The following is a 14,277-nucleotide window of genomic DNA, read 5'->3' on the forward strand; positions in this document are numbered from 1 at the left end:
GCCGGGCCGGAAGGCACATGCGCACCTTCCGGCCCGGACCGCCGCCCGCGGGGAATGGGACGGCGGTGTTCCCCCAGCCCACTGATCCTGTGCAGCGGGCCGACCCACGCGGCTCCCATGGAACCGCTGACCTCGCAGGCAGGGCAGGCGCATGGGCGGGCGCACGGCCACACGGCCGGTGCACGGTGAACAGCGCCGCGAAACCACCCGGACCGGCGGTGGGCGCGTACGATTCCGGCCGCTCGACCGGGGGCACGCTGAGGGTGGCACGTGACCCCTGCACGTACACGCGTACGGAGAGAGATCCCGCCATCCCCCCTGACACCCCTTAACGGTGGGCATGCGGCGAACTACGCTGTGTTGGCAGTGCTTTCCGCGCCGCGCAGTGCGCAGTGACGGGAGGGGGCCCCGCGTCAGCCGCGGGGCGGTCGTCGGTGTGGTCAGGGGTGCGCATGTCCAGGGAGTCACGCGGGCCGAATGAGAAACTCGGCACCGTCCTCGCCCTCGCAGGGATCAGCAACGCCGGACTCGCCCGACGGGTCAACGACCTCGGCGCCCAACGGGGCCTCACGCTCCGGTACGACAAGACGTCGGTGGCCCGCTGGGTATCGAAGGGGATGGTGCCGCAGGGAGCGGCGCCCCACTTGATCGCCGCTGCCATCGGCAGCAAGCTCGGCCGTCCGGTGCCGCTGCACGAGATCGGCCTCGCGGACGCCGACCCGACCCCGGAGGTCGGACTCGCCTTCCCGCGCGACGTGGGAGCCGCCGTCAAATCGGCCACCGACCTCTACCGGCTCGACCTGGCCGGCCGGCGCGGTGGCGGCAGCATCTGGCAGTCCCTCGCCGGATCGTTCGCGGTCAGCGCTTACGCCACCCCCGCCTCGCGCTGGCTCATAACCCCGGCCGACAGTTCGGTCGCCCGCCACATCGAGCTGCTCGAGGGGGTGGCCCCGTCCGCTGCCGACGGGTCCAGAACGGAGGCCGCCAGAACGGACGCGGCGAACGGCGCACTCACCGCCGTCGACGCCGGGCCGGGAAACGGGCACGGGGGCGAGCAGGAGGGCGCCACCGCGCCGCTGCGCGTCGGACACACCGACGTCTCCAAGCTGCGCGAGGCCGCGGACGAGGCCCGCCGGTGGGACTCCAAGTACGGCGGCGGGGACTGGCGTTCGTCCATGGTCCCCGAGTGCCTGCGGGTGGACGCCGCGCCCCTGCTGCTGGGCGCCTACACCGACGAGGTCGGACGCTCCCTCTTCGGTGCCACCGCCGAACTGACCCGACTGGCCGGGTGGATGGCCTTCGACACCGGCCAGCAGGAGGCGGCCCAGCGCTACTACATCCAGGCGCTGCGCCTCGCCCGCGCCGCCGCCGACGTCCCGCTGGGCGGCTACGTACTCGCCTCCATGTCGCTCCAGGCCACCTACCGCGGATTCGCCGACGAGGGCGTCGACCTCGCCCAGGCCGCGCTGGAGCGCAACCGCGGGCTGGCGACGGCCCGCACGATGAGCTTCTTCCAACTCGTCGAGGCACGCGCCCACGCCAAGGCCAACGACGCACAGGCGTGCGCCGCCGCGCTGGCCGCGGCCGAGAGCTGGCTGGAGCGCTCCAGGGAAGGCGACCCGGACCCCTCCTGGCTGGACTTCTACTCCTACGACCGCCTCGCGGCGGACGCCGCCGAGTGCTACCGCGACCTGAAGGCACCGCGCCAGGTGCGCCGCTTCACGGAGAAGGCGCTCTCGCAGCCGAAGGAGGAGTTCGTGCGCTCGCACGGGCTGCGCCTGGTCGTCTCGGCGGTCGCGGAACTCGAATCCGGCAACCTCGACGCCGCCTGCGCGGCCGGTACGCGCGCCGTGGAGGTCGCCGGGCGCATCTCCTCCGCCCGTACGACGGAGTACGTACGCGACCTCCTGCACCGCCTGGAGCCGTACGGGGACGAGCCGCGCGTCGCCGAACTGCGCGAGAGGGCCCGGCCGCTGCTGATGGCCCCGGCGTGATCGGGGCCATCAGCTCGGGTACGTGAGCGACGCGGTCGCACGAGCGCCGCCCGCCCTGCTCGCCGACCGCCATGCTCGACCACCGCCGTGCTCGGCCACCGCCGTGCTCGGTCGGCCGCCTGCTCGACGGGTGCGCGCCCTGCGGATCGCGGGGCGGCCGGGGGCCGGAGAGGAACCGGGAGGGATTTCTTGATCGTCGGGGTGACGGGTGCCGCAGCGAGCTGTCAGGTGTGGGGTTCATGATGGTGGGCGTGACCTCGACGTCCAGAAGACTCGACCGCTCAGCCGTCGGCAAGGGCGCCGGCCGGCTCGACTGCGACGTGCTGGTGATCGGCGCCGGCGTCGTCGGGCTGTCCACCGCCTACGCCCTCACCCGCCGAGCGCCCGGAACCCGGGTCACCGTCCTGGAGAAGGAGCCGGGCCCGGCCCGGCACCAGACGGGGCGGAACAGCGGGGTGATCCACAGCGGCATCTACTACCCGCCCGGCTCCCTCAAGGCGCGGTTCGCGCTGCGGGGTGCTGCCGAGATGGTCAAGTTCTGCGCGGAGCACGGGATTCCGCACGAGGTCACCGGCAAGCTGATCGTCGCCACCGAACACGAGGAACTCCCCCGGCTGCACGCCCTCATCCAGCGCGGCCGCCAGCACGGCATCCCCGTCAGAGAACTCGGCCCGGCCCAGATTTCCGCACACGAGCCCCATGTGCGGGGCCTGGCCGCCATCCACGTCGGCACGACGGGCGTGTGCGACTACCTGGCCGTCGCCCGGCAGCTCGCCCGCCTGGTGCGCGACGCGGATGCCGAAGTGCGGTACGGCGCCGCCGGACAGGTCACGGTGATCGACCGCCGCCCGGGCCGCGGCGTCGCCGTACGGACCGCGGACGGGACGGTGCTGCGGGCACGCGCGCTCGTCAACTGCGCCGGGCTCCACTGCGACAGCATCGCCCGCCTCGCCGGAGACGCCCCGCAGGCCAGAATCTTCCCCTTCCGTGGCGAGTACGCCGAGCTGGTCCACGAGCGCGAACACCTGGTGCGCGGTCTCGTCTACCCGGTGCCCGACCCGGCCTTCCCCTTCCTCGGCGTCCACCTCACCCGAGGGGTACACGGCGGCGTGCACGTCGGACCGAACGCCGTGCCCGCGCTCGCCCGCGAGGGCTACACGTGGTCCGCCGTACGCCCCGCCGAGCTGGCCGGACTGGCCGCGCACCCGGGCACCTGGCGGATAGCCCGCCGCCACTGGCGCTACGGCGCCGGCGAGATCCGCCGCTCCCTCTCCCGGCCCTCCTTCACCGCCGCCGTACGGCGCATGCTGCCCGACGTGACGGAGGCCGATCTGCGCCCCGCACCTGCCGGAGTACGGGCCCAAGCCGTACTGCGGGACGGCAGCCTCGTCGACGACTTCCTCTTCGCGGAAGGCCCGCACACCGTCCACGTCCTCAACGCCCCCTCCCCGGCCGCGACGGCCTCCCTCCCGATCGGCAGAGAGATCGCCCGCCGCGCGTCGGCGGTACTGGCCGACGCCTGACCGCCGCCCGCTCACCGACAGTCCGCCGTCGACCACACACCGGACAGGCCCGTCACTGCGGTACGGCTGCCCGTAAAATCGAAGCATCGTGTCCGAAAGCAAGCACTTCTCTCCGAACGACGGCCTCGCCCGCGAGGATCTCGCCCGCCGGGACCTCGACCACGAGGCCGCCTCTGCCGATGCCACCCCCGCCGATGCCGCCCCCGCCGATGCCGCCCGCGGCGCCCACGACGGGTCCGACGACTCCCAGGGCTCCCAGAGCTCTCAGGGCTCTCAGGGCTCCGACGGCTCCCACGCGGAGCGTGAGCCCCGGCCCATGGCCCGGATGTTTCCGCCCGGCGCCGGGCCCTCGCCCGACCCCGCCGGGTCGCACCACGAGCGTCGTATCCGCAGCTTCCAGCCCCGCCGCAGCCGCGTCACCAAGGGCCAGCGGACCGCGTTGGAGCAGCTCTGGCCCCGCTGGGGCTTCGACGTGGACGGGATGCGCCAGCTGGACCTCGGCAAACTCTTCGGCGACCCCGACCTGCCCATCGTCCTGGAGATCGGCTTCGGTATGGGCGAGGCCACGGCCGAGATGGCCGCCGCCGACCCGGCCACGGGCATCCTCGCCGTCGACGTCCACACGCCCGGCCAGGGCAACCTCCTCCGCCTCGCCGACGAGCAGGGCCTGGACAACGTGCGGGTCGGCAACGGCGACGCCATCATCCTGCTCCGCGAGATGCTCGCCCAGGACTCGCTCTCCGGCCTGCGGATCTACTTTCCCGACCCGTGGCCGAAGGCGCGCCACCACAAGCGGCGACTGGTGCAGCCCGAGTTCCTCGACCTGGCCGCCGGACCGCTGCGTCCCGGCGCCCTCCTGCACTGCGCCACGGACTGGGAGGAGTACGCCGAGCAGATGCTGGACGTCCTGTCCGCGCATCCCGAGTACGAGAACACCCGGCCCGACGGCGGCTACGCGCCCCGCCCCGCGCACCGCCCACTGACCCGTTTCGAGGGGCAGGGCCTCACCAAGGGACACGCGGTGCACGACCTGGTGTTCCGACGCAGCTGAGCACGCGGCCGCGGCCCGCGGGGGACTGTCCGCGCCGTCCCGCACGCCCGGGCCGCTGTTGCTGCGTAGTTGCCGCAGGGCCGCAGCACATGTCACCCACACTGGTTACTGTCGATGCGTGCATGACGAGGCAGCCGGCGCCCCAGGCGCGCCGCCGAACCCGATGACGTCCGGGCAGCCCTCGGGCCCGCCCGCGCCCGTCCCCTCGGCGCGCCCTGCCCAGCCGCAGGACGCCCCGGCAGGACACGGCGGCGGCCACCGCCCCCCGGAGGCGGAGCACCCGCCCCGCCCCGGCTGGCACTCCCCACCGGCTGCTCCGCCCGCACAGCCCCACGCCACTGCCCCGAGGCCGCCGACCCCCTACGCCCCGCACGCCGGGGCCGGGGCCGGGGCCGGGGCCGGCGTCGGACTCCCCTACTCCGCCGTGCCGACACACCCGGTGCCGTCCTGGTGGCAACGGCACCGCAGGACGCTGCGCGCCACCGCGCTGATCGTGCTGCTGACGCTGTGCGGCTTGATGATCCTGGCGCTGGTACGGGAGCAGACAGGGACGACGGGCCTGCTCGTCGGATTCGGGCTCGCCCTCTTCCCCGTCCCACTGCTGCTGGCCGCGTTCCGCTGGCTGAGCGCACCGCTGCCCGCGCCGTGGCGCACCCACCTGTTCGCCTTCGCCTGGGGGGCCTGCGCGGCGACACTGGTCGCCATCCTGGCCAACGGCTTCGCCACCGACTGGCTGGCCTCTTCCGTCGTCGTCGACTCGCCGCACGAGGCCGACACTCTCGGCGCCACCGTGATCGCGCCGGTCGTCGAGGAGACCACCAAGGCGGCCGCCGTCCTGCTGCTCTTCCTCTTCCGCCGCCGTCACCTCGACAGCGTCGTGTCCGGCATAGCGGCGGCGGGCATCACTGCGGCCGGTTTCGCCTTCACCGAGAACATCCTCTATCTCGGTACGGCGTTCGACCAGGACGCCGCACTGAGCCCCGACGGTCTGGCCGGCTCGGCGACCGCCGGCACGTTCCTCATCCGGATCATCTTCGCGCCGTTCGCCCACCCGCTGTTCACGGCGATGACCGGCATAGCCTTCGGCATGGTCGCGGCCCTGCCACGGCGGCGCCGGGTCCTGCGTACGGTGCTGCCGCTGCTGGGCTGGTGCACGGCAGTGCTGCTGCACGCGATATGGAACGGCTCGGCGTCCTTCGCCAACTACACGTTCCTCGCCGTGTACGGCCTCTTCATGCTCCCGGTGTTCGGCGCCCTGACGTGGCTGGCCGTCTGGTCACGCCTGCACGAGTTGCGGATCGTCCGCGAGACGCTGCCCGCGTACGCGGCCGCCGGCTGGTTCAGCGAGCCGGAGCCCTGGTCGCTCTCGTCCATGCGGGCCCGCTCGATGGCCCGCGCGATGGCCCGCCGCAGCCACGGCCCCGCCGCGGCCCGCACCCTGGCCGCCTACCAGCACGACGCCACCGCACTCGCCCTCCTCCGCTCCCGCGCCACCAACGGCGCCACGGCCCCCGACTTCGCCGCCCGCGAACACCAACTCCTCCGCTCCCTCCGCGCCAACCACCCCCTGTCCGGCCCCCCCACCACCAGCGCCGCCCTGGCCCTGAGCCGCCCTTACCTGCCTCCGCGGGGGTGGGCGGGGTATCCGGTGCGGTGAGCGGCCGCGGAGCGTTCCCGCGAAGGAGCGAGCCCGGAGGGGTGGCGGTAGAACGGGCCCCCTTACGACGAGGCGTCTGTGAGGAGGTGGAGTTCGTCGTGGGTGAGTTGGAGGTCGGCGACGGCCATGAGGGCCGGGAGTTGGTCGACGGTGCGGGCGCTGGCGATGGGGGAGGTGACGGTGGGCTGGGCGAGGAGCCAGGCGAGGGCGACGGTGGCCTCGGGGGCCTGGTGGGCGCCCGCGACCGTGGAGAGGGCTGCCAGGACGCGTTGGCCGCGCTCGGTGGCCAGGAGTTTGGCCGCCTGGCCTGACCTGGCGCCCTCGGGCGGCTGTTCGCCGGGCTGGTACTTGCCGGTGAGGAAGCCGGCGGCCAGCGCGTAGTACGGGAGCACGGCCAGGGACTCGCGCCGGGCGAGGGTTTCGAGCTCTCCCTCGTACGTGTCGCGGGAGACCAGGTTGTAGTGCGGCTGGAGTGCGACGTACCGGGCGGTGCCTTCGCGGTCGCTGAAGGCGAGGGAGGCGGCCAGGCGTTCGGGGGAGATGTTCGAGGCCGCGATCTCGCGGACCTTGCCGGCCTTGACCAGGTCGTCCAGGGCCTGGAGGATCTCGGAGACCTCGACCGACTCGTCGTCGAAGTGCGTGTAGTACAGGTCGATGCGGTCGGTCTGCAGGCGGCGCAGCGAGTCCTCACAGGCGGCCTTGATGTTCTGCGGGTCCAGCCCCATGCGGTCGGGGTGCCGGGCGACCTTGGTGGCGACGACGACGTCGTCGCGGACCGCGGGGCCGCGCGCCGCGAGCCACTGGCCGATCACCGTCTCGGACTCGCCGCCCGAGTTGCCCTCCACCCAGGAGGAGTACCCGTCGGCGGTGTCGATGTGGTTGCCGCCGCCTTCGGTGTAGGCGTCCAGCACGGCGAAGGACGTGTCCTTGTCCGCGGTCCAGCCGAAGACGTTGCCGCCGAGTGCGAGCGGCGCGACGGACAGCTGACCGATCTTCTTGCCGACGTTCATCTGCATGCCGCGACCGTAGCGCGCCGTCTCCCTCCGGTGCGGGCACAGCGCGCGGGACTCCCCCGCGCGGCTGTGGGGAGCGACAGTTTTGCCAGGCGCCCCCACGGCGTCGCGGGGAGCCACGCGGGCGCGTGCGGGGGCTCCGTCGTCAGGGCCGGGTCAGACGGTGACGCCCTTGTCGCGCAGCCACGTCAGCGGGTCCACCGGAGCGCCGCCGTCCGGGCGGACCTCGACGTGCAGGTGCGGTCCTGAGGAGTTGCCGGTGGAGCCGACGCGGCCGATGACGTCGCCGGTGCTCACCTTGTCGCCTGCCGACTTGGTCATGGAGGAGAGATGGCAGAACCACAGTTCCGTGCCGTCGTCCAGTTCGAGGACGACGCGGTAGCCGTACGAGCCGGCCCAGCCGGCCTCCTTGACGGTGCCGGTGTGGATCGCCTTGACGGGCGTGCCGTTGGGGGCGGCGAAGTCCTGGCCTGTGTGGTCGTTCTGCCATCTGCCGCCGGCCTGGCCGAAGCCGGCGCTCAGCTGGTAGGAGGCGACCGGCGCGACATAGCTGCGGGCGAGCTTGGCCCGGCGTTCCGCCGCCGCCTTGGCCTTCGCCGCCTCGGCGGCCTTCGCCTCCGCGGCCTCGCGCCGGCGTTCGTCCTGCGCCTCGGCTCGCGCGCGTTCCTCGGCGGCGGCCCGCTTCGCGGCCTGCTCAGCGGCGGCGCTCGCGGCCTGGCGTGCCGCGTCCTCGCGGGCTTGTGCGTCCGTCGCGGAGTGGTGCCGCTCGGCCTGCGCGAGGATGCGGGCCCGGAGTGCCTCGCCGGCGCTGCCGCCGCCCGTGCCGGCCGCCGCCTCGGCCGCGTCGGCTCCGTGTGCCGCCTGGGCGCCGTCCGTTCCCTGGGCACCGTCTGTGCCGTCCGCGTCGTCGGAGACGAACGCCCCGAGGCCGGGGATGTCCTCGGCGTCGGGCAGGTGGCCGGTCAGGTCCCGCGCGGTGTCGGCGGCGGCGCCGAGGTCGGGTACGGATATGGAGCCGGGGTCCTTGTCGTGTGCCGTGGCCATGCCGCCCGCGCCCACGGCGGCGATCATGCCGACGCCGAGGACGGCCCCGCCGCGCGCCACACCGCCGGTCCGCTGCCGGGCGACCCGGTGCTTGCCGCGCAGCGAGCGGGCGGCCTCCTCGGTGGGATTCCACTCCTCGGTGCGGTGCCACTCGTCCTGCGGGCCGTCCCCGCCGGAGGACTCGCTGACGCCGGCCTTGGACTCGCCGTAGGGGTGCTCAGTGCCGTACGGGTGCGCGGAGCCGTGCGGGCCCGAAGCGCCATGCGGGCCCGGAGCGCCATGCGGGGCCGAAGCGCCATGCGGGCCCGGAGCGCCATGCGGGGCCGAAGCGCCATGCGAGCCCGGAGCGTCGTACGGCCCCGACGTGCCGTGCGGATGCGGAGCACCGTACGGATGCGCGCCGCTGTACGGGAGCGGGCCACCGTACGGCTGAGGACCGCCGTACGGCTGGGGGCCGCCGTGAGGGGCGGCCGGCGCGGGGGTGGGAGCGGGGGAGCCGACGGTGCCGGGCTGCGGGCCGTACCCGACGGCCTCGGGGGCAGGGCCCTGGGATGTGGACGCCACGGTGGGCGCTCTCCTTTCCTTCCTTCTCGCCTACCGGGTTAGCTGACGGGTTCGGAGCAGGAAGGTCTCCTACGGGCATCCCGTGCGGGGCGCCCGATTCACCCCGTCCTTCCCGACATGCTGACGAGAAGGGGTGGTTCCCCGGTTCCCGCGGGGCCTGGCCGGTGAGTTGGGCCGGCTGGTGCTCCGTGTGCGGGATTCGGCGTCGGCGCACGGTGCCGTCTTCCGTGACGACAGTGACGACCGTGCCGCGTTATCGGACGGTAATAGAACAGCACCCGTGTTTCCAAGCCGTTCCCCACAATTGCCGCTCGCTGTGGGGCCGGATCACGTGCTCCGCCGGGTCTCGTGGGCGACAGCCAGCAGTGCCATGTCGTCGACCGCCTCGCCGCCCGTGTGGTCGGCGACGTCGATGAGGACGGTTTCCAGCAGTTCCTCGGGGTCGGCGAAGTAGCTGCGGGATAGCCGTCCGGCGGGGTCGTAGAAGACGCCGTCGGCGTTGCGGGCCTCGGACAGGCCGTCGGTGTAGAGGAGGAGTTGGCTGCCCGCAGGGAAGGGCACCTCGTCGATCTCGTCGGGCCACACGCCCAGCTCCGTCATGCCGAGCGGGAGCGAGGGTTCGTCCGGTTCCAGGAGCGTCGTGCGGCCCTGGTGGAGCAGGACGGGGCCGGGGTGGCCGCGGTTGACCAGGCGCAGTACGGGGCCGGATGCGGCGTTCTGCGGGGCTGTCGCATGCGGCGTGCCGGGGCCGCCCGGAGGGGGCGGGTGGGCGGGGATCTCCGCGAGTACCGCGGTGGTGAAGCCCTCGAACCGTGCGGTGCCCAGTTGCCGCCGTCCTTCCCGCTGGAGGGCGCGGTCGAGGCGGGCCGCGACGTCGGCGAGGGTCTCTTCCTGTTCGGCCGCCTCGCGGAAAGCGCCCACCACGATGACGACGGCCTCGACCGCGCCGAGCCCTTTGCCGCGTACGTCCCCGAGAAGCAGCCGTACGCCGTACGGGGTCTCCTCGACGGCGTAGAAGTCGCCACCGATGCGGGCGTCCGTCTGTGCGGCGCGGTAGCGGGTGGCGAACACCAGACCGCCCGCACGGGTGGGCGGCGTGGGCAGGACCGCGAGCTGTACGGCCTCGGCGACGACACGGGCGGAGGCCAGCTGCTCGCCGCTGCGGCGCAGCACGTAGTTGACGCCCACGGCGAGCGCGGAGACGGTCGCGATGGTGATGGACCGGGCCTCGGGTTCGATGTCGGGGCCCGCCTCGTCGTGCAGCCAGGTCAGCAGGACGACGGTGCCGGAGGAGGCGACACCGGCGACGACGGTGGCGCGGAACGACAGCAGTGCGGCCGCGGCCAGTGGCGTGGCGGCGAAAGGCGCCGAGACGGTCACGTTCGGCGGCGTGGCCAGCTCCAGGACGAGCCCCAGGGCGAACAGCGCGGGAGGGAGCAGCCGCGCCAGGCGCCGCAGCCGCCCCACGCCGCCCTCGTACCCGCCCGCAGGATCCGCTCCGCTCTCGTCCTCCCAGCTCCGTCTCCGGCCCGTTCGTCGGCTCGTCCGTCCGCCTGTCCGTCTCTCCTGCACGCTCTCAATCTGGCCCGCCTGCGGACGCCGGGCCACTCGGGCGTGGTCGGGTCGGGTGACGGGGGGTGACTGCCGCGCGCGGCGTCCGGAAGCGGTAGCACGGGCCCGGCCATGCCGCACCCGTGCGTACGGCGAACGGGCGCCTCACGCGGCCCCTCGCCGCCGTGGAGGCCCGGGCGGTGAGGCAAGGACGGACGGCGCCCGGCACCCTCCCGTGGAGCCGGGCGCCGTCCGTCGGTACGGGGCGGTCCTTCGGTTCCCGCCGGCCCTCGAACGCGGCAGTGTCCCGTGGTCAGGGGACACTCCGCCGTCCGGCCGACGGCCACCCCGTCGCGGTTGGCCTCCGCACGGAGATCCCGTCACGGAGATCCCGTCAGGGAGATCCCGTCACGGACAGCCGCGCCGGTCGCCCCGTGCGTGTGGTTCAGCCGCCGGTGCCCGGGGCCAGGGGTCCGATCTTCGGGACGGACGCCGTCCCGCTCTTGGTGACCTCGCCGCCCGACCACGGTGCGGTGAGCGAAGCGTGCTCGTCGGGCGGGGTGACCTTCGCCGCGGACGGCTTCACCGTCGGGACGTCGGTCATCTCGGGGTTGGAGTAGGAGAGCGGCGCCCACGCGCTCTTTCCTGGCGCCAGTGTGACCGTCCGCACCTGGCCGCCGGTCCGGTTCGGGTCGATGGAGACCTCCTCGCCCGCGCTGTTGACGAACGCCAGGCCGGGGTAGCCACGCACGGTGCAGGTGGCGTCCGACGTGTTCGTGAACACGAGGGAGTAGTTCTCCTGGCCCGCGCCCGGGTGGTTCGGACCGAACGAGGCCCGCAGGTCCCCGGTGGCGCAGCGGGAGCCGGAACCGGAGCCCGCGTGTGTCCCGCCGGCGCCTGACGTACCCGCCGAAGAGGAACCGGACGAGTCGGACGAGCCCGAGGAATCCCCCGATCCGGAATCGGACCCGTCGGAGCCGCCCTTCGCAGCGCCGTCCGTCTCGCCCTTGCCGCCGTTGTGCTGGTCGCCGCCCTTGCCGTCGCCTCCGTTGTCCTTGTCGGAGTCGCCCCCGGCGGGCGCCGCCTCGCCGCTGACCTTCTTCGGTGCCCCGTCCCCCGCGTCCTTGTCGCCGTCACCGCACCCCACCAGCAGTGCCCCCGCAGCCAGCACCGCCGTCGCTCCGGCCGCGACGCGGGCCACCCGGCGCCGGGGGCGGTGTCCGGCGCCTCCGGAAACGGATGCGGATTCCGTCGTCTCGTGCACGACCCGCTCGCCTGTCACGTGTTGGCGCTGTGTCATGGCTGCCGTCACTCCCTGGTCACGCGTCTCGCGGTCGTTCGGCCGCCCGGGATGCCGTTCGTGTGTCCCTCACCAGCGTGCACCCCGGGCTCTTGCGCCGTACACACCGTTCGATGGCCGACTCCCCGAGAAAGTTCACGGTTCCGGGAAACTTTTTCCGGCCGCGGGTCTGCCGACCGGATCACGTGTGAACAATACGGACAGATATGGGCACTTCCGGCCGACATTCCAGCTGACATGTCCGGCCGACCGCCTTCAGCCCTCCGAGGCGCCGCTCACCTCCAGACTGCCCAGCACCTTGTCCGTCCTGGCCACGCAGTCCTCGTCGCAGCGGATCTGCACGTACACCGGGGGCTTCCCCTTGTGCCGGGGCGTCAGGCTGATCTCCTCCAGCGATATCCCCGAGGAGGCGCAGGAGGACCAGGTACGGATGCGTCCCTGCCAGTTCTCGCCCTTGTACGCGCGGCTCGCCGCGTCCTGGCAGGCGGTGCGGTGGCTGATCGCCCCGACCTTGTCCGCCAACGTGTCACCGGACTTCCCGGCGTCGGCACGGGCGCCGTTCGTCCGCTCGTCGCCGTTCGCGCCGTCGGTGTCGGCTCCCTTGCCGTCGCTGTTCTTGCTGTCCTCGCTGTTCTCGCCGCTCTCGCTGTCGCCGCCGAGACCGACGAAGACCCCGCTCGTCTTCGAGGTGAGGTCCTTCCAGCCCTTCACGTCCTCCGCGACGAGCATCCCGGGAGCGTGGTCGGCCGGCAGGCCGATCGACGACGGGCGCCACCCGTCACGTGTCACCTCGCCCGCCCACTCCGCCGGTATCTTCATGCTGATACGTCCGCTGGCGTCGTGTACGAGCGTCTCGTCCGGCTTCTTCGGCTCGTCCGGCCTCAGCTTCACCACCGCCGCTCCCGCGCCGGCCAGCGCCGCGACGGCGACGGTGAGGACGAGGGCCGTACGCCCCCGGCGTCGACGACCGGTGGGAGGCGAGGCCGGGTGCGGCCCCGCACCCGACGGTGGGACGGCGGCCGACGAGGGCTCTTGGGCGGTCGCCGGGTGCGCCTCGGCAACCGTGGAGGCCTCCGAATCCGCCTCCGTCACGGGTGAGATGTATCCCACACGGGAGCCACGCCCGGCCTGGGACGCCCCGGCCGCGACCGCACCGGACGGGACCGCGTCCGACCGCGCAGCGTCCGCCGGCATCGCGTCCGTCGCGACCGCGTCCGACCGCACCCCATCCGCCGGGACCGCGTCCGCCGGGTTCGCCTCCGACGAGGACGCGGGAACCGTCGGGGAGGCAGCGATCGGCGCGGAGGCGGCAGCCGGCGGAGAGGCGGCCCAGCTCGGAGAGTCGGAGCGAGCGGACGTGGCCGGCTCCGCCGAGGACACGGGGCTCGCGAAGTTCGCGGAACTCGCGGAGTTCGCAGGAGAGGTCGGGGCGCCCGAAGAGTCCGCGGATGACACGGAATCGACCGAGGAGTCGGGATCCGCCGACGAGGAGGCAGGGGACCGGGAGGAGACGGGAGACGCGGAGGAGACGGGCGCCGTCGGAGGCTCTGAGGCGGCCTCTCGCGCCGCGCGGGACGCGGGCGCGCCCGTTGGCCACTCGGCGGCCGTCGAGGCCTCCTCAGGTGCCTCCAGGCGCTCCTGGGCGCCTTGGGCGACCCCTGCGCCGGCCCCACCGCCCGCCGCGACCACACCGCCCGCGGCACCCGCGGCACCCGCAAGGCCCACACCGCCCGCACCGCCCGCAAGGCCGGCGCGGCCCGTGCCCGGGTCCTCGGACAGGCGCCGGACGCTCTCCGCCAGCCGGTCCAGCTCGTGGGCGAAGGCACCCGCTGTGGGCCAGCGGCGGTCGCGGTCGGGCTCCAGGGCGCGTCCGACGACCTCTTCCAGCTCCCGCGGCAGCCCCGGGCGCACCCGGCCCAGCGGCGGCACCCGGCCCGGCGCCCCGGGCACGGTCCCGGTCACCAGGTGGTGGAGGAGGGCGCCCAGGCTGTAGACGTCGGCGCGGGCGTCGATGCCGTCGAACGGTTCCGCCTGCTCGGGCGCCATGTAGCCGGCCGACCCGGCGACCACCGTCAGGCCCGAGGCCTGCGCGAGGTTCTTCGCCAGGCCCAGGTCGGCGACCAGCACCCGCTCGCTGCCCCGCGCGCCGCCGCTCGCCAGCAGGACGTTCGAGGGCTTGATGTCGCGGTGCGCGACCCCCGCCTCGTGCAGCGCCCGCACGCCGCGGGACGCCTCGGCGGTGAGCCACAGCGCCTCGGGCACCGGCAGCGGGCCTCCCGCCAGTCTGTCGGCGACCGTGCCGCGGTCCGCGTACTCCATGACGAAATAGGGGCGTTCGTCGTCCAGCTCGCCGACGTCGAAGACCTGGACGACACCGCCCGAGGAGGCCTTGCGCAGCAGTCGCGCCTCGGCGAGGAAACGGTCGCGGATGTCCATACGGCAGGCCCAGTTCTCGGCCATCACCTTGACTGCGACGGGAGCCTCCAGCCGATCGTCGTGCGCGAGCCAGACGACGGCGAAGGCTCCGGATCCGAGGGGCTTCTCGACCCGGTAGCGGCCGAACTGATCAGGTGAGGGCAT

The 14,277-nt window shown here is 73.8% G+C and carries 9 protein-coding genes and 1 riboswitch; of the genes, 4 read left to right on the plus strand and 5 right to left on the minus strand.

Going from position 1 to position 14,277, the window contains the following annotated elements; all coding sequences use genetic code 11:
• The first annotated feature begins 452 nt into the window (after positions 1–452).
• The 4 genes from MMF93_RS15655 (at position 453) to MMF93_RS15670 (ending at position 6,225) form a co-directional block, all read left to right on the plus strand.
• Positions 453–1,994 carry an NsdA family TPR-like regulatory protein gene (locus MMF93_RS15655; RefSeq protein WP_242751968.1) on the plus strand — a complete coding sequence of 514 codons (1,542 nt, stop codon included), beginning with the start codon at positions 453–455 and terminating at the stop codon, positions 1,992–1,994.
• Between the two features lie 239 nt (positions 1,995–2,233).
• Positions 2,234–3,517: an L-2-hydroxyglutarate oxidase gene (lhgO, locus tag MMF93_RS15660; protein ID WP_423835442.1), complete on the plus strand. Its 1,284-nt coding sequence runs from the start codon at positions 2,234–2,236 to the stop codon at positions 3,515–3,517.
• Between the two features lie 316 nt (positions 3,518–3,833).
• Complete coding sequence (gene trmB, locus MMF93_RS15665) at positions 3,834–4,568, plus strand: tRNA (guanosine(46)-N7)-methyltransferase TrmB (protein WP_242757595.1); 735 nt, start codon at positions 3,834–3,836, stop codon at positions 4,566–4,568.
• A gap of 163 nt (positions 4,569–4,731) precedes the next feature.
• The gene (locus tag MMF93_RS15670; protein WP_423835610.1) at positions 4,732–6,225 is read left to right on the plus strand and encodes a PrsW family intramembrane metalloprotease; all 1,494 of its coding nucleotides are present in this window, start codon (positions 4,732–4,734) and stop codon (positions 6,223–6,225) included.
• Positions 6,226–6,287: 62 nt separating this feature from the next.
• Here the strand turns inward: MMF93_RS15670 and MMF93_RS15675 are convergent, their stop codons facing one another.
• The 5 genes from MMF93_RS15675 to MMF93_RS33505 all read right to left on the minus strand — a co-directional run bounded on the left by MMF93_RS15675 (position 6,288) and on the right by MMF93_RS33505 (position 14,277).
• Positions 6,288–7,241 carry an aldo/keto reductase gene (locus MMF93_RS15675; RefSeq protein ID WP_423835443.1) on the minus strand — a complete coding sequence of 318 codons (954 nt, stop codon included), beginning with the start codon at positions 7,239–7,241 and terminating at the stop codon, positions 6,288–6,290.
• Between the two features lie 153 nt (positions 7,242–7,394).
• Positions 7,395–8,846, minus strand: a complete 1,452-nt coding sequence (locus MMF93_RS15680; RefSeq protein ID WP_242751972.1) for a M23 family metallopeptidase — start codon at positions 8,844–8,846, stop codon at positions 7,395–7,397.
• A gap of 13 nt (positions 8,847–8,859) precedes the next feature.
• Positions 8,860–9,019: riboswitch (cyclic di-AMP (ydaO/yuaA leader) on the minus strand.
• Positions 9,020–9,173: 154 nt separating this feature from the next.
• On the minus strand, positions 9,174–10,313 hold the full coding sequence (locus MMF93_RS15685) for a PP2C family protein-serine/threonine phosphatase (protein ID WP_242751974.1): 1,140 nt from the start codon (positions 10,311–10,313) through the stop codon (positions 9,174–9,176).
• Between the two features lie 529 nt (positions 10,314–10,842).
• On the minus strand, positions 10,843–11,697 hold the full coding sequence (locus MMF93_RS15690) for a DUF4232 domain-containing protein (RefSeq protein ID WP_242751976.1): 855 nt from the start codon (positions 11,695–11,697) through the stop codon (positions 10,843–10,845).
• A 255-nt stretch (positions 11,698–11,952) separates the two neighbouring features.
• Entirely contained in the window at positions 11,953–14,277 is a 2,325-nt protein-coding gene (locus MMF93_RS33505; protein WP_341483272.1) for a serine/threonine-protein kinase, read from the minus strand.

This window comes from Streptomyces tubbatahanensis, assembly GCF_022699385.1.
Classification (GTDB): Bacteria; Actinomycetota; Actinomycetes; order Streptomycetales; family Streptomycetaceae; genus Streptomyces; species Streptomyces diacarni.

Bases quoted from the DNA above. Each gene is read 5' to 3' on its own strand.
- MMF93_RS15655 (WP_242751968.1), top strand. From the start codon at position 453: ATGTCCAGGGAGTCACGCGGGCCGAATGAGAAACTCGGCACCGTCCTC.
- lhgO (WP_423835442.1), top strand. From the start codon at position 2,234: ATGATGGTGGGCGTGACCTCGACGTCCAGAAGACTCGACCGCTCAGCC.
- trmB (WP_242757595.1), top strand. From the start codon at position 3,834: ATGGCCCGGATGTTTCCGCCCGGCGCCGGGCCCTCGCCCGACCCCGCC.
- MMF93_RS15670 (WP_423835610.1), top strand. From the start codon at position 4,732: ATGACGTCCGGGCAGCCCTCGGGCCCGCCCGCGCCCGTCCCCTCGGCG.
- MMF93_RS15675 (WP_423835443.1), bottom strand. From the start codon at position 7,241: ATGCAGATGAACGTCGGCAAGAAGATCGGTCAGCTGTCCGTCGCGCCG.
- MMF93_RS15690 (WP_242751976.1), bottom strand. From the start codon at position 11,697: ATGACACAGCGCCAACACGTGACAGGCGAGCGGGTCGTGCACGAGACG.
- MMF93_RS33505 (WP_341483272.1), bottom strand. From the start codon at position 14,277: ATGCCCTCACCTGATCAGTTCGGCCGCTACCGGGTCGAGAAGCCCCTC.